The organism is Actinoplanes sp. NPDC048988, assembly GCF_043197815.1.
Lineage (GTDB): Bacteria > Actinomycetota > Actinomycetes > Mycobacteriales > Micromonosporaceae > Actinoplanes.
The window spans coordinates 729963-750171 of record NZ_JBICTW010000001.1 but is presented as its reverse complement, the minus strand read 5'-3'; the positions used below and the strand labels follow the sequence as shown (position 1 = coordinate 750171).

General features: G+C 73.5%; 4 protein-coding genes. 3 read left to right on the top strand and 1 reads right to left on the bottom strand.

What is annotated here, in order from left to right:
* Positions 1 to 50: 50 nt before the first annotated feature.
* Entirely contained in the window at positions 51 to 1910 is a 1860-nt protein-coding gene (locus tag ACGFJ7_RS03360; protein WP_392640611.1) for a BTAD domain-containing putative transcriptional regulator, read from the bottom strand.
* Positions 1911 to 2191: 281 nt separating this feature from the next.
* Here ACGFJ7_RS03360 and ACGFJ7_RS03355 point away from each other — a divergent pair, with 281 nt between their 5' ends.
* From ACGFJ7_RS03355 to ACGFJ7_RS03345, 3 genes are all read left to right on the top strand, one after another.
* Positions 2192 to 2620 (top strand): SRPBCC family protein, encoded by a 429-nt coding sequence (locus tag ACGFJ7_RS03355; RefSeq protein WP_392640606.1) that lies wholly within the window; start codon positions 2192 to 2194, stop codon positions 2618 to 2620.
* A 117-nt stretch (positions 2621 to 2737) separates the two neighbouring features.
* Positions 2738 to 3706: a hypothetical protein gene (locus ACGFJ7_RS03350; RefSeq protein ID WP_392640603.1), complete on the top strand. Its 969-nt coding sequence runs from the start codon at positions 2738 to 2740 to the stop codon at positions 3704 to 3706.
* 41 nt (positions 3707 to 3747) lie between these two features.
* Positions 3748 to 20187 carry an SDR family NAD(P)-dependent oxidoreductase gene (locus tag ACGFJ7_RS03345; protein ID WP_392640600.1) on the top strand — a complete coding sequence of 5480 codons (16440 nt, stop codon included), beginning with the start codon at positions 3748 to 3750 and terminating at the stop codon, positions 20185 to 20187.
* Positions 20188 to 20209 lie beyond the last annotated feature (22 nt).

Sequence of the window (20209 nt, the reverse complement as noted above, 5' to 3'; positions counted from 1 at the left end):
GGGAACACCTCCAGTTACGTCGGCCGGCCCGCCGCGCGGACCGGCCCGGCTCAGGCCGCCGCCGCCGTGGCGGGCAGCCGGGTGGCGCCGGTCCGGGCTTCCGCCCTGTTCCGCGGCCGGGCCGCATCGTCGCGGCCGGTCCCGGTGCCGAGAAGGTAGTCACGGAGCAGCGGGTGCATCGCATACCGGCCGATGCCGCGGGATTCCAGCATGTTGGCGTCCACCAGCGACTCCAGCACGCGTTCGGCCTCGGCCGGGTCCAGCGCCGCCGCCATGGCCGCCGCGCCGACGTCGAAGCTCTCCGCCGGGTGGGCGCCGAGCAGGGTGATCACCCGCTGCTGCGTGGCGTGCAGGCGGCGGTACGACTCGGCGAAGCTCGCGTCGAGGCTCAAGGTCGCCGTGGACAGCCGGTTCAGCCCGTCCGGGTCGCGCAGCCGTTCGATCAGATCCCCGAGCCGCCAGGACGGGCGGTTGCCGAGCCGGGCGCCGACGATGCGCAGCGCCAGCGGAAGGCGGTGGCAGAGGTTCGCGAGGATGCCGACGTTGTCCGGCTCGCCGGCCGTGCGTGCCTCACCCAGCATCCGTCCCAGCAGCATCCCGGCGTCCCGTTCGGACATCGGCTCCAGGGTCATGGTGTGCCGGGTGCGCAGGCCGTCCAGCCGCCCGCGACTGGTGATCAGCACCAGGCAGTTGCGGCTGCCGGGCAGCAGCGGCTCCACCTGGGCCAGGCTCGCGGCGTCGTCCAGCACCACCACGACACGGCGGTGCATCAGCTGCGTACGCCACATCGCGGCGCGCTGTTCGAGAGTCGCCGGCAGCGCCTGCTCGCCCACGCCGAGCAGCAGCAACAGCGCGCCGAGCGCGTCCGCCGGGTCGCGCGGCCGCCGATCGGGCCGGTGGCCGTGCAGCTCGAGGAAGAGCTGCCCGTCGGGGTAGTGGTCGGCCAGCAGATGGGCGACGTGCACCATGAGGGCCGTCTTGCCGACGCCGGGCATGCCGTTCACCGCGTTGACCAGCAACGCCGTGCGGCTCGGGTCGTCCGGGGTGATCACTTCGAGCAGCCGGTGCACCTCGTCGGTGCGCCCGGTGAAGTCCTCGACGTCCGGCGGCAGGTTGTGCCGCCCGGCGGTGTCCGCGCTGTGCCGATGCTCCAGTACCGCGTCGTTGTTGAGGATCTGCTGGTGCAGCGCCTGCAGGGCGGATCCGGGCTCGACACCCAGCTCCTCGACGAGGGCGTGCCGGGCGGCGCGGAAGACGTGCAGCGCCTCGGCCTGCTGCCCGCAGCGGTAGAGGGCCAGCATGAGCAGCCGGACCAGCCGCTGGCGCAGCGGATAACGCTGGGTCAGCACGCGCAGCTCCGGAACGACCTCCTGGTGCCGGCCGAGGCTCAGCTCGTGTTCCAGCCACTCGGCCATCACGGCGACCCGCGACTCGTCCAGCGACACCGCGTAGACCTCGGCGAACTTGGCGCTGATGTTCGCCAGCGCGGGACCTCGCCAGCACTTGAGGGCACTCTTGAGCAGGTCGCAGGCCTCGTCCGGGCGGCCCTGCTCGGCCGCGGCCCGGCCCCGGTCCATCAGGTCCTGGAAGAGCTCGGAGTCGAGTTCGCCCGGCTCCACCCGCAGCCGGTATCCGTCCGCGTCGGTGCGGATCCGGTCGGCGCCGTCCGGGCCGGTCGCCGCCAGGCGGGACCGGAGCCGGCAGACGTACGAGTGCAGGGTGGCCGCGGCGGTCGGCGGTGGCTCGCCGTCCCAGATCGCGTCCGACAGCCAGTCGATCCGCAACGTCTGATTGGCGTTCACGACCAGGGCGGCGAGCAGCGTCTTGGTCTTGGGGCCGCCGACCGCGATCGTCTCTCCGCTGTCGGTGCCGGCCTCCACCGGACCGAGGATGCGGAACTTCATGGTCATCCCCCGATCATCACGAGCGTCGCGGCCCGGGCCGCGGTGCTGCCGGCGGGCCGTTGCCGTGTCGGACGAGATCGACGCTAGGGGCGGCGTCCGGACGCCGGTAACCCCTAACAGCGGCACGGCCGGAGGGGTCGGGGTTAGGGGTGCGCCCTGATACGTAGCTTATTAATCCATTCTTGTGATGCGCTGGCAACCGCCTTGCATTCCGATGATCGGGTCTTCAAATAGCGGCCGGCGGCGGCGTACGTTGCATTTCCCGACATGAATTCGAGGAGTCGTCGATGGCACGCGCACAAGCAAGCGCCGAGTATTCGGAATCCCCGGAGGCGGTGTGGCGCACGCTCACCGACCTGCGGCGGCAGCCACAATGGGTCGCTTTTCACAAGCAGTGGATCGCCGAGCCGCCGGAGCGCCCGGCGGAGGGCGCCACCTTCAAGGAGAGCGTCGCGATCCTCGGGCCACCGGCCACGGTGGACTGGGAGATCGTCACCGTCAAGAGCCGTGAGCTGCTCGAACTGTCCGGCCAGGGTACGACCGGAGTGGCCGCCCGGCTCGTCTACCAGGTGACCGCCGGTGCGGCCGGCAGCGTCCTCTCCATCGACATGGAGCTCACCGGCGGTCCGGTCGTCGGCCCGATCGGCGACATGATCCAGGATGCCGCGCAGAAACTCGTCGAGAGCAGCCTCGCCGCTTTCCCGGCCGCCCGCTGAGCGCCGGCGGCCGTACAAGCGCACTGCAAGGCCGCTGGCAGCCGGGCCGCCTACCGTGGCCCGCGGCGGCGCATTCCGCCCCTTGCCGGTCGTCCCGCTCGAAGAAAGGTTATGCACATGGCCCTTGCCTACACATTCGGCGGCGGAATGGCGATGGAGGCCCCCGGCCGGGCGCTCTACGACAGCTTTCCGGCCATTCGTGACTGGTTCGCGCAGGTCGCCGAATGGACGGGGATATCGCCCGACCGTATACTGACCGAGGACTTCACGGCGGCCTTCCACTCCGGCGACGTCTCGGCCCACCCCGATCTGCGTTTCGTCGCCGAGGCGCGCCAGGCGGCGTACTCGATCGGCATCGCCGACGTGCTCGCCGACCGCGGCATCCGGCCCGACATCATCGGCGGCTCCAGCCTCGGCTTCCAGATCGGCGCGACCATCGCCGGTGCGATCGACCGCCGCGAGTTCTTCGAGTACCTGCGGCACGCCACCTCGTCCCCGCTGCACCCGGAGGGCGAGCCGCCGCAGGGCATCGCCGTCTGCGTGGTGCCGCACGACGAAGGCGTCGAGGGCTTCATCGGCGGCCGCGCCGGCGTGGACCTCGCCTGCGAGATCGGTCAGTTCATCGACGGCCGCAACGGCATGTACATGTTCTCCGGCTACGTCGACGCGCTGCGCGAACTCGCCGCCGAGAAGCCGGCCGGCCTGGTCAACGTGGTCACCGTGCTCGGTGGCGGCCACAGCCCGCTGCAGCAGTTCCGCCACGACTGGATCGCCCCGCACGTCGCCGGCATGACGTTCACCGATCCGGCGGTGCCGCTGGTCTCCGGGCTCAGCGACCGCAAGCTGACCACCGCCGGCGAGGTGCGGGCCGACCTGCTCGCCAACTCGATCACCACCACTCGGATGGCGCACGTGATCCGCGGCCTCGAACGGGAGGGAACCCAGCTCGCGCTCGTGCTGGGCGTCTCGTCGGGTGCCGGCATGTTCGTCTTCCCGTTCCAGGTCTTCCCGGTGGTCGCACCGGCGGACTTCGAAGCCGTGGGCTCGGCCGTCTACGAGGCCGGGATCCCCCTGGGCGCCCGCTGACCGGGCGTCACCAGCACCACTGATCGACTAGAGGGGCGAACGTGGCCAACGAAGAGCAGCTCGTCGAATACCTCCGGCGGATGACCACCGACCTGCGCCACGCGCGCCGGCGGATCGACGATCTGGAGGCCGCGGCCGGCGAGCCCATCGCGATCGTCGGCATGGCCTGCCGCTTTCCCGGCGGGGTCACCGACCCGGAGTCGCTGTGGGAGCTGGTCGCGTCAGGCACCGACGCGGTCGGCGACTTCCCCGAGGACCGGGACTGGCCACTCGACACGCTCTACGACCCCGACCCGGACCGCCCCGGCACCGCGTACGTCCGGCAGGGCGCCTTCCTGCACGATGCCGGCGAGTTCGACCCGGGCCTGTTCGGCATCTCGCCGCGCGAGGCGCTGGCGATGGACCCGCAGCAGCGGCTCCTGCTGGAGACGGCCTGGGAGAGCCTGGAGCGGACCGGCATCGACCCGTTGTCGCTGCGCGGCAGCCGTACGGGCGTGTTCGCGGGTTTGATGTACCACGACTACGCGTCGCAGATCGGGGTGGCGCCCGAGGAGATCGAGGGCTACCTCAGCACCGGCGTGGCCGGCAGCGTCGCCTCGGGCCGCATCTCCTACACGTTCGGTCTCGAAGGCCCGGCGGTGACCGTGGACACCGCGTGCTCGTCGTCGCTGGTGGCGCTGCACCTGGCGGCGCAGTCGCTGCGCAGCGGGGAGAGCACCCTGGCGCTCGCGGGCGGTGTCACGGTGATGGCCACCCCCGGCACCTTCGTGGAGCTCTCCCGTCAGCGGGGCCTCGCTCCGGACGGCCGGTGCAAGTCGTTCGCGGCCGGCGCCGACGGCACCGGTTGGGGCGAGGGTGTCGGCCTGCTGGTGCTGGAGAAGCTGTCCGACGCGCGGCGCAACGGCCGGCAGGTTCTCGCGATCGTGCGGGGGTCGGCCGTGAATCAGGACGGCGCCTCCAACGGGCTGACGGCGCCGAACGGGCCGTCGCAGCAACGGGTGATCCGCGAAGCGCTGGCCTCGGGCGGACTTCGCACGTCCGATGTGGACGCGGTGGAGGCGCACGGAACCGGTACGCGGCTGGGTGATCCGATCGAGGCGCAGGCGTTGCTGGCCACGTACGGCGCGGATCGTGACGAGCCGTTGTGGTTGGGGTCGATCAAGTCGAACATCGGGCACACCCAGGCCGCGGCCGGTGTGGCTGGTGTGATCAAGATGGTGATGGCGATGCGGCACGGGGTGCTGCCGTCGACGTTGCACGTGGATGAGCCGTCGCCGTTCGTGGACTGGTCAGCGGGTGCCGTCCAGCTGCTGACCTCGGCGCGGGAGTGGCCGCGGTCGGATCGTCCGCGCCGGGCGGCCGTGTCCTCGTTCGGCATCTCGGGCACGAACGCCCACGTCGTCCTCGAGGCCGCGCCGCGGGAGGACCCGGCCGAGCGCCCGGAACTGCCCGTGATGCCGCTGATCCTTTCCGGTCAATCGGCCGAGGCGGTACGGGATCAGGCCGCCCGCCTGTCCGCGGCACTGCCCACGACGGGTCTCGCCGACATGGCGAGCGGGCTGGCGCGGGGGCGCGCCCGACTCGATCACCGAGCCGTTGTGGTGGCCGCGGATCCGGCGGAGGCGGTGGCCGGTCTGGCTGAGGTAGTGCCGACGGCTGCTGTGGCGGAGCCGGAGCTGGGGTTCGTGTTCTCGGGTCAGGGTGCGCAACGGTGGCGGATGGGCGAGCAGCTCCAGCGGTTCGACGTCTTCCGGGACACCTTGAGCGAGATTTCCGCTCATTTCCCGGGTCTGGAGGACGTTCTTTACGGCGATGATCCCGAGGCGGTCACGGCGACCGGGTGGGCGCAGCCGGGCCTGTTCGCGTTCGAGGTGGCTCTGTTCCGGTTGCTGGAGTCGTGGAACATTCGCCCGGCCGTCGTGGTGGGTCATTCGGTCGGGGAGATCAGTGCTGCGCATGTCGCCGGGGTGCTGTCTCTTCAGGATGCGTGCCGGTTGGTGGCGGCCCGAGCAAGCCTGATGCAAGCGTTGCCGGCGGGTGGGGTGATGGCCGCGGTCGAGGCCAGCGAGGCCGAGCTCGCTGAGCTGGTGGAGAGCGAGCCGTTGGTGTCGATTGCCGCGGTGAACGCTGTCCGGTCGGTGGTGGTGTCCGGTGACGAGGCCGGGGTGCGCAGGGTTGTGGGGGATCGGCGGGTGCGATGGCTGACGGTTAGTCACGCCTTCCATTCGCCGTTGATGGAGCCGATGCTGGCCGAGTTCGCTTCGGTGTGTGAGCAGCTGACTTTCCACCCGCCTCGGATCCCGCTGTTGGCTAGTGGTGACGTGACTTCTGCGGCCTACTGGGTCGAGCAAGTTAGGGCGACGGTGCGTTTCGCCGACGCGATCGCCGCCGGATCTGATGTGAGCCAGTGGGTGGAGGTCGGCCCGGACACCGTCTTGGCGGGGTTGATCGACGGCGACGCGGTGGGGTTGCTGCGCCGTGGCCGGGATGAGGTGCGGACTCTGCTGGCTGGTGTCGGCCGCCTGTGGTCGAGTGGTGTGCCGGTGGACTGGGCAGCGATCGTGCCCGGTCGGGGTCCGGTCGACCTGCCGACCTACGCGTTTCAGCATCAGCGGTATTGGTTGCCGGCCGCCGCCGGTGCCGGTGACGCCGCCTCGCTCGGGTTGCTTCCGCTGGATCATCCGTTGCTCGGTGCGCTGGTCACCACGCCTGACAGTGACCGGTTGGTGTTCACCGGGCGTCTCTCGGTCGCGGCTCAGCCCTGGCTGGCCGATCATCTGGTGCACGGCACCACCCTGTTGCCCGGCACCGCCCATCTGGAATTGGTCACTCGCGCCGCTGCCGAGACCGAGCATCCCCACCTGCACGACCTCACCCTCCACCAACCCCTCACCCTCGACGGACGGGAGGACGTGCAGCTGCGCCTGACCGTCGAGCCCGCCGACGACACGGGCCTGCGCGCGTTCACCGTGCACTCGCGCCCCGGCCACGCGGACGGCGGGCCGTGGACCGCGCATGCCGCCGGTCTTCTCGGCGCCGAGGAGCCGATGACCGAGGCCGCCCCGGCCGTCTGGCCGCCCGAGGGCGCCGAGGAGCTGCCGGTCGCCGGCCTCTACGAGCGGATGGAGGAGGCCGGCTTCCGCTACGGACCGTCCTTCCGCGGCCTGCGTGCGGCCTGGCGGCACGGCGACGAGATCCTGGCCGAGGTGGCCCTGCCCGAGGAGGCGGCCGGTCAGGCCCGCCGGTACGGCCTGCACCCGGCCCTGTTCGACTCGGCCCTGCACGCCCTGGCCCTGACCGGCGACGACAGCGGGCGCATCCCGTTCGCGTTCTCCGGTGTGCGTCTGCGGCCGAGCGGGGCCGCCTCGTTGCGGGTGCGGATCGCGGGCGCCGTCGGCGACGCCGGGCCGCTGGCGCTGCGGCTGACCGATTCGGCCGGTCTCCCGGTGGCTGAGGTCGACGCCCTGACGCTGCGCGAGGTCACGCCGGAGCAGGTGCACGCCGCCGCGGCGGGGGACAGCCTGCACTCCGTACGGTGGGAAGCCGTCGCCCTCCAGGAGCGCGACCTGTCGTGGGCGGTGTGCGGATCGCCGCTCGAGGCCGTTCCCGGCGCACCGCACCACCCGGACCTCGACGGCCTGCTCGGCTCGCTCTCCGGCGCCGCGCCGGACGTCGTGCTCGCGCCCCTGCCGGCCCTCGGCGAGCCCGATCCCGCGACGGCCACGCACGCGCTGACCCGTCACACCCTCGACCTGCTGCAGCGCTGGCTGAGTGAACCCGCTCTGCGCGAGTCCCGCCTGGTTCTGGTGGCGGACGACAGCGACGGCGCCCCGGCCCCGGCTCGGGCCGCCGCTTTCGGGCTGGCGCGAAGCGTGCAGGCCGAGCATCCCGGGCGCGTCGTCCTGCTGCACCTCGGCGCCGGCTTCGCCGAGCCGCAACTGATCGCGGCGGCGCTCGGCACCGGCGAACCCGAGCTGGCCTTCCGGGACGGCGCGGTGACCGTGCCCCGCCTGCGCCCGGTGGCCGACGCCACCACGACCGACGCCGCCCCGGAGAGCACGCGTTGGAGCGAGGGTACGATTCTGATCACCGGCGGCACGGGCGGCCTCGGCCGCCGCGTCGCCCGGCACCTGGTGCGGGCGCACGGCGTACGTGACCTGGTGCTGCTCGGGCGGCGGGGAGCGCAGGCGCCTGGCGCGGCCGGACAGCGCGGCGAACTGGAAGCCCTCGGCGCCCGCGTGCGGATCGTGGCCGGCGATGTCGCGGACCGGGAGGCCCTCCCCGCGATCCTGGCGGCCGAGCCCGGTGTGACAGCGATCGTGCACGCCGCCGGGACGCTCGACGACGGTGTCGCCGAATCGCTGACGCCCGAGCGGCTCGACCACACGCTGGCGGCCAAGGTCGACGGCGCCGTACACCTGGACGAGCTCACCGCCGGCCGTGACGTCGCCCTCGTGCTCTTCTCCTCGGCCGCGGGCGTCATCGGAAGTGGCGGGCAGGCCGCCTATGCCGCCGCCAACGCGTTCCTCGACGAGTTCGCCGTGCGGCGGGCCGCGGCCGGTCGTCCCACCGTCGCGCTCGCGTGGGGTCCCTGGGACGCGGAGGGGATGACGGAACGCCTCGCCGGCGCCGACCTCTCCCGGATGACGTCCTCCGGTCTGCTGCCCCTCAGCGAGCAGGATGCTCTGGCGCTGCTCGATCGCGGGCTCGCGCATCTGGGCACCCCCGTGGCGGCGCTGGTGCCGCTGCGGCTGGACCGGGCCGTCCTGCGACGCCAGGCGGCCACCGCCGAGCTGCCGGCGGTGCTGCGTGGCATGGCGCCCCCGCCCCGCCGCCAGGTCATGGCCGGCGGGCCGGCCGGCACGATGGCCCGCCAGCTGCTGGCGGCGCCCGAGGAGGACCGGCGGCGTATCGTCGCCGACCTCGTACGCGGGCAGGTCGCCGAGGTGCTGGGCCACAGCGTCGAGGCGATCGATGTGACGCGTTCCTTCCAGCAGATCGGCTTCGACTCGCTCACCGCGCTCGACCTGCGCAACCGGCTCGCCGCAGCCACCGGCCTGCGGCTGGCGGCCGGGTTGGTCTTCGACCGTCCCACCCCGGCGGCCGTCGCCGATCACCTGCTGACCGAGTTGCTCGGCCAGGACGAGGGCCTCGGGCGTACGGCGGTGAGCACCGCCACCGACGAGCCGATCGCGATCGTCGGCATGGCCTGCCGCTACCCGGGCGGCGTCACCGGCCCCGACTCGCTGTGGCAGTTGCTCGCCGGCGAGGTGGACGCGGTCACGGCGTTCCCCGGCGACCGCGGCTGGGACCTGTCGTCCGGCGGCCACGGGCGGCGCGGTGCCTTCATGGACGGGGTGGCGGACTTCGACCCCGCCCTGTTCGGGATCTCGCCGCGGGAGGCGCTGGCGATGGATCCGCAGCAGCGGTTGCTGCTGGAGACGTCGTGGGAGGGGCTGGAACGCGCGGGCATCGACCCGTTGTCGCTGCGCGGCAGCCGTACCGGTGTGTTCGCCGGGATCATGTCGCACGACTACGGCTCCTGGTTGCGGCACGACCCGGGCCTGATCGCCGGGCACGGCGGTCTCGGCGTGGCCGGCAGCGTGCTGACCGGGCGGGTGTCGTACTCGCTCGGGTTCGAGGGCCCGGCCATCACGGTCGACACCGCGTGTTCGTCCTCGCTGGTGGCCGTGCATCTGGCCGCGCAGTCGCTGCGCAGTGGCGAGAGCACGCTGGCGCTGGCCGGCGGCGTCACGGTGATGTCGACGCCCGACATCTTCGCGGAGTTCGCGGCCGACGGCCTGGCCGGCGACGGCCGGTGCAAGCCGTTCGCGGCCGCGGCCGACGGCACCGGCTGGGGCGAGGGTGTCGGCGTGCTGGTGCTGGAGCGGCTGTCGGACGCCCGGCGGAACGGGCGGCGGATTCTCGCGATCGTGCGGGGCTCGGCGGTCAACCAGGACGGTGCGTCGAACGGTTTGACGGCGCCGAATGGCCCTTCGCAGCAGCGGGTGATCGGTGCGGCGTTGGTGTCAGCGGGTCTGCGTGCGTCTGATGTGGATGCGGTGGAGGCGCACGGGACCGGTACGCGGCTGGGTGATCCGATCGAGGCGCAGGCGTTGCTGGCAACGTATGGCGCGGATCGTGACGAGCCGCTGTGGCTGGGGTCGATCAAGTCGAACATTGGCCACACCCAGGCCGCGGCTGGTGTGGCTGGTGTGATCAAGATGGTGATGGCGATGCGGCACGGCGTGTTGCCGTCGACGTTGCATGTGGATGAGCCGTCGCCGTTGGTGGATTGGTCGGCGGGTGCTGTCGAGTTGTTGAGGCAGTCGCGTCCGTGGCCGGAGGGTGATCGTCCGCGCCGGGCGGGGGTGTCGTCGTTCGGTATCTCGGGCACCAACGCCCACCTGATCCTGGAGCAGGGCGAGGAACCGGAGGCCGCCGAGCCCGCCGTGGCGGGGCCGTGGCCGCTGATTATCTCGGGGCACAGGGCGGATGTGGTGCGGGAGCAGGCCGAGCGGCTGGCGGCTGTCCTAGACACGGTCGACATCTCCGACATGGCCAGCGGGTTGGTTCGGGGCCGGGCGGCATTCGGTCATCGTGCCGTTGTGGTGGCCGCCGATCCGGCGGAAGCGGCGACCGGCCTGGCTCAGGTCGCGGCGTCCCCCGTCCCGGCCGCGGAGCCGGTGCTCGGGTTCGTGTTCTCCGGTCAGGGTGCGCAGCGTTGGCGGATGGGGCAGGAGCTGCGGCAATATGCGGTCTTCCGCGATGTCCTGGCCGAGGTTTGCGCCTATTTCCCGGGTTTGGACGCTGTTCTTTACGGCGATGATCCTGAGGCGGTCACGGCGACCGAGTGGGCGCAGCCAGGCCTGTTCGCCTTTGAGGTGGCTCTGTTCCGGCTGTTGGAGTCGTGGAACATTCGCCCGGCCGTCCTGGTCGGTCACTCGATCGGGGAGATCAGCGCTGCGCATGTCGCCGGGGTGCTGTCTCTTCAGGATACGTGCCGGTTGGTGGCGGCCCGAGCAAGCCTGATGCAGGCACTTCCGGCCGGTGGGGTGATGGCCGCGGTTGAAGCCACCGAAGCTGAGCTCGCCGAGCTGATCGACGGCGAGGCGTTGGTGTCGATTGCCGCGGTGAACGCTGTCCGGTCGGTGGTGGTGTCCGGTGACGAGGCCGGGGTGCGCAGGGTTGTCGGGGATCGGCGGGTGCGATGGCTGACGGTTAGCCATGCGTTTCATTCGCCGTTGATGGAGCCGATGCTGGCCGAGTTCGCCTCCGTATGTGAACAGCTGACTTTCCACCCGCCCCGCATCCCGCTGTTGGCTAGTGGTGACGTGGCTTCTGCGGCCTACTGGGTTGATCAGGTAAGGGCGACGGTGCGTTTCGCCGACGCGATCGCCGCCGGATCTGATGTGAGCCACTGGGTGGAAGTCGGCCCGGACACGGTCCTGGCCGGGTTGATCGACGGGGTGGGGTTGCTGCGCCGGGATCGGGATGAGGTGCGGACTCTGCTGGCTGGTGTTGGCCGCCTGTGGTCGGGTGGTGTGCCGGTGGATTGGGCGGCGATCGTGCCCGGTCGGGGTCCGGTCGACCTGCCGACCTACGCGTTTCAGCATCAGCGGTATTGGTTGCCGGCCGCCGCCGGTGCCGGTGACGCCGCCTCGCTCGGGTTGCTTCCGCTGGATCATCCGTTGCTCGGTGCGCTGGTCACCACGCCTGACAGTGACCGGTTGGTGTTCACCGGGCGTCTCTCGGTCGCGGCTCAGCCCTGGCTGGCCGATCATCTCGTGCACGGCACCACCCTGTTGCCCGGCACCGCCCATCTGGAACTGGTCATCCGCGCCGCCGCCGAGACCGAGCATCCCCACCTGCACGACCTCACCCTCCACCAACCCCTCACCCTCGACGGTGACGTCCTCGTCCGAGTGGTGGTCGAACCGGCCGCCGACGGCCGCCGGGCCGTCGCGGTCCACGGCCAGCGCCCCGGCGAGACGGAGTGGACCCGGTACGCCGAGGGCATCCTCGGCCAGGCCGCCGCGGCCCGCCCCGAGCCGTTCCCGTCCTGGCCGCCGGCCGGCGCCGAGCCGGTCGACCTGACCGGCCTCTACGACCGGCTCGCGCTCTCCGGCCTCGAGTACGGCCCCGCCTTCCGCGGCCTGCGCGCCGCCTGGCGGCACGGCGGCGAGATCCTGGCCGAGGTCGCCCTGCCCGACGACGTGGCGGTGCACGCTCCCGGTTACGGCCTGCACCCGGCCCTGCTCGACTCGGCCCTGCACGCCGTCGCCCTCCTGCCGGCCACCGGCGACGACGAGGCCGGCCCGTCCCGGCTGCCGTTCCTGTGGTCCGGGGTCAGCACCTACGCGCCGGCCGGCGCCGCCCTGCGGGTGCGGATCACAAGTGCGGGCCCGGGAAACGTGGCGCTGAGCTTCGCCGACCCGGCCGGCGCCCCGGTCGTGGACGTCCGCTCGCTCACCCTGCGCCCGGTCACCGCCGGCCAGCTCGGCGCGGCCGCCACCCGCAACTGGCTGTTCCGGCCGGTCTGGACCCCTCTCACCGACCTCGCCGGTCCCGCCGGCGGCGTCGTGCGGCTGGACGTTCCCGGCGAGCTGCCGGCGGGTGACCTGGCCGAGCGGGCCGAGGCGGCCGTCACGAACCTGCTCGCCGATCTCGTGTCGTGGCTGTCCGACGAGCAGCACGCCGGCTCGCGGCTGGCCGTCGTCACGCGGGGTGCCGTCGCGCTCGGCGACGAGGTGCCCGACCCTGTGGGCGCGGCGTTGTGGGGACTGGTGCGTTCGGCCCAGACCGAGCATCCGGGCCGGCTGCTGCTGGTCGACGTGGACGACGACCCGGCCTCGCGACGGCTGCTGGAGACCGGCCTCGACGGCGACGAACCGCAGGTCGCGATCCGCGCCGGCGCCCGCTTCGCGCCGCGCCTGGCCCGGGTGCCCGCCGCCAACGACGCCGGGCCGGTCAACGACGCCGGGCCGGTCAACGACGCCGGGCCGGTCAACGACGCCGGGCCGGTCAACGACGCCGGGCCGGTCAACGACGCCGGGCCGGTCAACGACGCTGGGCCGGCCAACGACGCTGGGCCGGCCGACGGTGAGGCGGAGGCAGCGTGGGCGCGGGGTGCGGTGCTGATCACCGGCGCGACCGGAGCGCTCGGCGAGGCCGTGGCGCGCGACCTGGTGGACACCCGCGGCGTGCGCCGTCTGCTGCTCCTCAGCCGTCGCGGCCCGGAGGCGCCCGGCGCCGAACGGCTGCGCGCCGAGCTGGCCGAGCGCGGCGCCGAGGTCGAGCTTCGGGCCTGCGACGTCGCCGATCCCGCCGCCCTGGAGGCGGTGCTGCGCCACTACACGCACCCGATCACCCACGTGGTGCACGCCGCCGGTGTCCTCGACGACGGTGTGCTCACCGGCCTCACCCCGGACCGGGTCGCCCGCGTGCTCCGGCCCAAGGTCGCCGCCGCCGTCGCCCTGGACCGGCTGCTGCCCGACGCCCGTTTCGTCTTCTTCTCGTCCGCTTCCCACCTGGTCGGCGGGGCCGGTCAGGCCCACTACGCCGCCGCCAACGCCTTCCTCGACGCGTTCGCCCAGCGGCGTGGGGGCGGCGCCCAGTCGCTCGCCTGGGGACCATGGGCGGGCGCCGGCATGGCCGGGGACGTGCCCCGCGCCGGCGACGGCGGGATCGTCCCGCTGCTTCCCGCCGAGGGCCTGGCCCTGTGGAACGCGGCCGTCGAGCGCACCGACGTGGTCCTCGTGCCGCTGCGCCTCGACCTCGCGGCGGCCGCCGCCGCCCCGGAGGTGCCCCCGCTGCTCCGCGGTCTCGTCCGGCCGCGCGCCGCGGCGGCCGCGAACCCGGGCCGTGGCCTGCGCCACCTGGCCGGGCTGACCGGCCGGCAACGCCGGGAAGCCCTGGAACATCTGGTCCAGGCGCAGGTCGCCGACGTGCTCGGCTGGGGCTCGCCCGATGCCGTGGCAGCCACCACCCCGTTCACCGACCTGGGGCTGGACTCGCTCGGCGCGATCGAGCTGCGCAACCGGCTCGACGCCGCGACCGGGCTGCGCCTGCCCGCCACCCTGGCCTTCGATCACCCCACGGTGGCCGCCGTGGCCGCGCTGCTGGACGAGGAGGACGGCGAGAGCGGCGACCACCGGACCGTCGCGGCCACGGGTGCGGGTGACGACGACCCGATCGTCGTGATCGGCATCGGATGCCGGTACCCCGGCGGCGTCCAGTCGGCCGACGACCTGTGGCGGCTCGTGCGGGACGGGCGTGACGGGGTGTCGCCGTTCCCCACGGACCGGGGCTGGGACCTTTCCGCCCTCCACGACCACGACCCGGCCGCGGACGGGCGCTCGTACGTCCGGGAGGGCGCCTTCCTCGACGGCGCGCCCCTGTTCGACGCGGCGTTCTTCGGCATCTCCCCGCGCGAGGCGCTGGCGATGGACCCGCAGCAGCGACTGCTGCTGGAGACCGGCTGGGAGGCGCTCGAGCACGCGGGCATCGACCCGGAGACGCTGCGCGGCGGGCGGACCGGGGTCTTCGTCGGCGTCTCGGCTCAGGATTACGCCGCGCTCCTGACGGCGGCCGACGAGCCGCTCGACGGGTACGTCGCGACCGCCAACTCGTCCAGTGTGGCCTCCGGCCGGATCGCCTACCTGTTCGGTCTGGAGGGGCCGGCGGTCACCATCGACACGGCCTGCTCGTCCTCGCTGGTCGCCATGCACCTGGCCGCACAGTCCCTGCGTACCGGGGAGAGCTCGCTGGCCCTGGCCGGCGGCGTGTCGGTGATGGCGACCCCCGCCGCGTTCGTCGCGTTCTCGCGGCAGCGGGCCTTGGCGCCGGACGGCCGCTGCAAGCCGTTCGCGGCGGCCGCCGACGGCACCAGCTGGGGCGAGGGCGTCGGGCTCGTCGTCCTGGAGCGGCTGTCGGATGCGCGGCGCAACGGCCACCGGGTTCTCGCCGTGCTGCGCGGCAGCGCGGTCAACTCCGACGGCGCCTCCAACGGCCTCACCGCGCCCAACGGCCCCTCGCAGCAGCGGGTCATCCGCCAGGCGCTGGCCAACGCGCGGCTCACGCCGGCCGAGGTGGACGCGGTGGAGGCGCACGGTACGGGCACCCGGCTGGGCGACCCCATCGAGGCGCAGGCGCTGATGGCCACCTATGGCGCCGACCGGCCGGGCGAACCCCTCTGGCTCGGCTCCGTCAAGTCGAACATCGCGCACACCCAATCCGCCGCCGGCGCGGCCGGTGTCATCAAAATGATCATGGCGATGCGGCATGGCGTGCTGCCGCCGACCCTGCACGTGGACGAGCCGTCCCCGCACGTCGACTGGTCGGCCGGCACCGTACGGCTGCTGACCGAGGCGCGGCCCTGGCCGGGAGCCGCGCGGCCACGCCGGGCGGCGGTGTCCTCGTTCGGCATGAGCGGCACCAACGCCCACGTCGTCCTGGAGCAGGCGCCCGAGGAGGCGGCCGTGGCGCCGGACCCGGTGCCGGAGCATCCGCTCTCCTTCGTCCTCTCCGCCCGCGACGAGGCGGCCCTGACCGCCCAGGCCGAGCGGCTGCGCGAGCACCTCGCCGAGCGGCCCGGCCTGCCGTTGACCGGCCTCGCCCACGCGCTTGTGCGCACCCGGGCGGCCGGCCGCTTCCGCGCTGTGGTCCGGGCGGGCGATCGCGAGGAACTGCTCACCGCCCTCGCCGGGCTGGACACCGCGATCACCGGGACCGCGCCGGCCGACCCTCGGCCGGTCCTGGTCTTCGGCGGTCAGGGTGCGCAGTGGGCGGGGATGGCGGCGTCGTTGTGGTCGGTGTCGCCGGTTTTTGCGGAGTCGATGGTGGCGTGTGAGGCGGCGTTGGAGCCGTTTGTGGGGTGGTCGTTGCGGGAGGTGGTGTTGGGGGGTGGGCCGGGGTTGGAGCGGGTTGATGTGGTGCAGCCGGTGTTGTTTGCGGTGATGGTGTCGTTGGCGCGGTTGTGGGAGTCGTGTGGGGTGCGGCCGTCGGCGGTGGTGGGTCATTCGCAGGGTGAGATCGCGGCGGCGGTGGTGGCGGGTGCGTTGTCGTTGGTGGATGGTGCGCGGGTGGTGGGGTTGCGGTCGCGGGCGTTGCGGGCGCTGGCCGGCACCGGCGGCATGATCTCCGTGGTGCTGCCCGAGGCCGAGGTGCGTGAGCTGATCGCCGCCTGGCCGGACCGGCTCTTCGTCGCGGCCGTCAACAGCCCGCGGGCCACGGTGGTGGTCGGCGAGGCCGAGGCGCTGACCGGATTCGAGCGCGAGCTGTCCCGGCGCGGCGTCATGCGGTGGCGCATCCCGGGCGTCGACTTCTCGGCCCACTCGCCGGCCATCGACGTGCTCGCCGCCGAGATCGCCGCCGACCTGGCACCGGTCACCCCGCGGGACACGCCGGTGACGATCTACTCCGCGGTCAGCGGCGAGGTCGTGCCGGGAAGCGAGCTCGACGGCGCCTACTGGTACCGCAACGTCCGCGAGAGCGTGCGCTTCCAGGACGCGGTGACCGCCGCCCTGGCCGCCGGGCATCGCCGGTTCCTCGAGGTCAGCCCGCACCCGGTGCTCGTGCCCGCGCTGGCCGAGGTCTTCGAGGACGGCGGGTTCGACGACGCCGTGGCGATCGGCACGCTGCGCCGGGAGGACGGCGGCTGGGATCGCTTCACCGCCTCCGCGGCCGAGGCCTGGGCACACGGCATGCCCGTGCGGTGGGAGTCTCTCCTGCCGGAGAGCTCGGCGTCCTTTGTGGAACTGCCGTCCTACCCCTTCCAGCGCGACCGCTTCTGGCTCGAGGTCGGCCCGGCCGCCGGCGACGTGACCGCTCTCGGCCTCGGCACGGTCGACCACCCGTTCGTGGGCGCCGCGGTCGACCTGGCCGGCGGCTCCGGGGTGGTGCTCACCGGCCTGCTCTCCCGGCCGGCGGCCCCCTGGCTGGCCGACCACGCGCTCAACGGGCAGGTCCTGGTCCCGGGCGCCCTCTTCGCCGAGCTGGCCCTGCAAGCCGGTGCCCGCTCCGGCCACCCCGGCCTGGAGGAGTTGCGCGTCGAGGCGCCGCTGATCCTGCCCGCCGACGAGGCCGTGTTCGTGCAGGTCCGCGCGGAGGAATCCGGCGACGGCCGGCACGACGTGACGATCCACGCGCGCCCGGCCGGCGGCTCGGCCTGGACCGCCCACGCCGCCGGCGTGCTCGCCTCCGCCGCACCGCCGGCCACGAGCGAGTCGCCGGCGGTGCCCGCGGACGCGCGGCCGGTCGAGGTGGCCGGGCTGTACGAGCGCCTGGCCGAGGCCGGCTACGAGTACGGCCCGGCGTTCCGCGGGCTGATCGCCGCCTGGAGGCGGGGCGACGAGGTGTGGACCGACATCGCGCTGCCCGAGCCCCGGGCCGCCGAGGCCGATCGCTTCGGCTTGCATCCGGCCCTGCTCGACGCCGCCCTGCACGGGCTCTTCCTGCGCGACGACGGCGACGGCGCGCTGCGCCTGCCGTTCGCCTGGACCGGCGTGCGGCTGCGGGCGACCGGCGCCACCGTCCTGCGGGTTCGGATCTCGCCGGCCGGCGCCGACGGGGTGCGCCTGGTCATGTGGGACCCGGCCGGCCAGGTCGTGGCCGAGGTGGACACGCTGGTGCTGCGCGAGGTGCGCGCCGGCGAGCTGAGCCCGGCGCCACGGCAGCCGCTCTTCCACGTGGACTGGCCGGTCCTGACCCGGCCCGGCGCGGCGGCAAGCATCGCCGTGCTGGGCGCCGACCCGTTCGGCATCCTGGACGCGGCGACCCCGGTCCTGGCCGGGATGGGCGCGCTCGACGACGGCGACCGGCCGGACGTGCTGCTGGCCTGTGTCACGTCCGGGAACGGTGGCGATCTGGCCGCCGCCGCCCACGACGCCGCCGGGTGGGCGCTCCGCCTCGTCGGCGACTGGCTCTCCGCCGACCGCGGCGACGTGCAGCTCGCGGTGGTGACCCGCGGCGCCGTCGCGGCCCGCGACGGCGAGGACGTGCCCGATCTGGCCACCGCGCCGGTCTGGGGCCTGCTGCGGTCGGCCCAGTCCGAGCATCCGGAACGGTTCCGGCTGATCGACGTGGACGGCTCGGCCACCGCCGAGCTGCTGAGCGCCGCCCTCGCCACCGACGAGCCGCAGCTCGCGGTGCGCGACGGCGAGGTGCTGGTGCCCCGGCTGGCCCGGATCGAGAGCATGGACGCGCTCGTCCCGCCCGTACGGACTCCCGCCTGGAAGCTGGAGACGGTCGGCAAGGGCACCTTCGAGAACCTCGAACTGATCTCCGTGCCGGAGATGCTCGAACCGCTGGGGGAGGGGCAGGTACGCCTGGCGGTGCGGGCCTCGGGCATGAACTTCCGGGACGTGATCGTCGGCCTCGACATGGTCGCGGGCCAGGACCACCTGGGCGGCGAGGCGGCCGGCGTGGTGCTCGACGTCGGCCCCGGCGTCGACAACGTCGCACCGGGCGACCGGGTGCTGGGCCTCTGCTTCGGCTCGTTCGGCCCGATCGGCGTCTCCGATCACCGCTGGCTGGTCAAGCTGCCCGACGGGTGGACGTACGAGCAGGGCGCCGCGATCCCGATCGCGTGGATGACGGCGTACTACGGGCTGGTCGACCTGGCCCGGGTGCAGCCGGGCGAGAAGGTGCTGATCCACGCCGCGGCCGGCGGCGTCGGACTGGCGGCCGTGCCGCTGGCCCGCCACCTCGGCGCCGAGGTCTACGGCACGGCGAGCCCGCCGAAGTGGCCGGCATTGCGCGCGGCCGGCCTGGACGACGAGCACATCGCCAACTCGCGCACGCTCGACTTCGAGCCGCGGTTCCTGGCCGCGACCGGCGGCGACGGCATGGACGTCGTGCTGGACTGCCTGGCCGACGAGTTCGTCGACGCCGGCCTGCGGCTGCTGCCACGGGGCGGGCGGTTCATGGAGATGGGCAAGACCGACAAGCGGGATCCGGACAAGGTCGCCGCCGAGTACCCGGGCGTGGTCTACAACGTCTACGACCTCATGGAGGCCGGGCCGCGGCGTCTGCAGGAGATGCTCACCGAGATCGTGCGCCTGCTGGACACCGGCGTCCTGCCGCACTCGCCGCTGACCACCTGGGATGTGCGCCGGGCGCCGGAGGCGCTGCGCGCGCTGAGCCAGGCCCGCCTGGTGGGCAAGGTGGTGCTGACCGTTCCCCGGCCGCTCGACCCGGACGGCACGGTGCTGGTGACCGGGGCCACCGGCACGCTCGGCGCCCTGGTCAGCCGGCACCTGGTCACCGCGTACGGCGTCCGGAACCTCGTGCTGACCAGCCGATCCGGCCTCGATGCGGCGGGCGCGCGGGAGCTGACCGGCGAGCTGACCGCCCTCGGCGCCCGCGTCCGGACGGTCGCCTGCGACGTCGCCGACCGCGCCGCGCTGGCCGAGGTGCTGGCGGGCGTGCCGGCGGACCACCCGCTCACCGCGGTCGTGCACACCGCCGGCGTCCTGGACGACGGACTGGTCGACTCGCTGACCCCCGCGCAGCTCGACCGGGTGCTCCGTCCCAAGATCGACGGAGCGGTGAACCTGCACGAGCTCACCGCGGACGCCGACCTGGCCGCGTTCGTGCTGTTCTCCTCGGCGGCGGCCACCTTCGGTGCGCCGGGCCAGGCGAACTACGCGGCCGCCAACACGTTCCTCGACGCCCTGGCCCAGCACCGGCGATCGGCCGGCCTGCCCGCCTCGGCGATGGCCTGGGGGCTGTGGGACGAGCGCAGCACGATGACCGGCCACCTCGACGACACCCAGGTGCGGCGGATGGGCGCCGGCCTGGACAGCGCCACCGGTCTCGACCTGTTCGACCTGGCGACGGTCGTGGACCGCGCGGTGACCGTGCCGGCGATGATCGACCTCGCGTCGATCGATGCGGAATCGGTACCGCCGCTGCTGCGCGGCCTGAGGCGGGCCGGGGCGGCGACGGCTCGTGCGGCGACCTCGGCCGCGGGGGCCCAGCCGCTGCGCGATCGGCTGGCCGCGCTGCCGCCGTCCGAGCGGTCCCGCGCCCTGCTGGAGCTCGTGCGCGTCAACGCCGCGACGGTCCTCGGGCACTCCGGGCCGGCCGGGGTGGAACCGGGCCGCGCCTTCAAGGAAATCGGCTTCGACTCGCTCACCTCGGTGGAGCTGCGCAACCGGTTGAGCAAGGCCGCCGGCCTGCGACTGCCGACCACGCTGGTGTTCGACCATCCGACGCCGCTCGCCCTCGCCGCCTTCGTGGAGGGCGAGCTTTTCCCGGACGCCGGCGGCGCCGATGTCGACACCGTGCTGGCCGAGCTGACCCGGCTCGGTGAGTCGCTCGTCGCGCTCGATCCCGACGCCCACGACCGGACCCGCATCGGCGCCCGGCTGCGCGACCTGATGACCCGCTGGCAGGCGCCGGCGGCGGCGCCCGACGACCTCGACGCCGCCACCAACGACGAACTGTTCGACCTGGTGGACCAGGGGCTCGATCTGTGACCCGCCGCCGTAGGCCAAGGAG

Excerpts from the sequence above, each read along its gene's own strand:
- ACGFJ7_RS03360 (WP_392640611.1), bottom strand. The coding sequence starts at position 1,910 with ATGACCATGAAGTTCCGCATCCTCGGTCCGGTGGAGGCCGGCACCGAC.
- ACGFJ7_RS03355 (WP_392640606.1), top strand. The coding sequence starts at position 2,192 with ATGGCACGCGCACAAGCAAGCGCCGAGTATTCGGAATCCCCGGAGGCG.
- ACGFJ7_RS03350 (WP_392640603.1), top strand. The coding sequence starts at position 2,738 with ATGGCCCTTGCCTACACATTCGGCGGCGGAATGGCGATGGAGGCCCCC.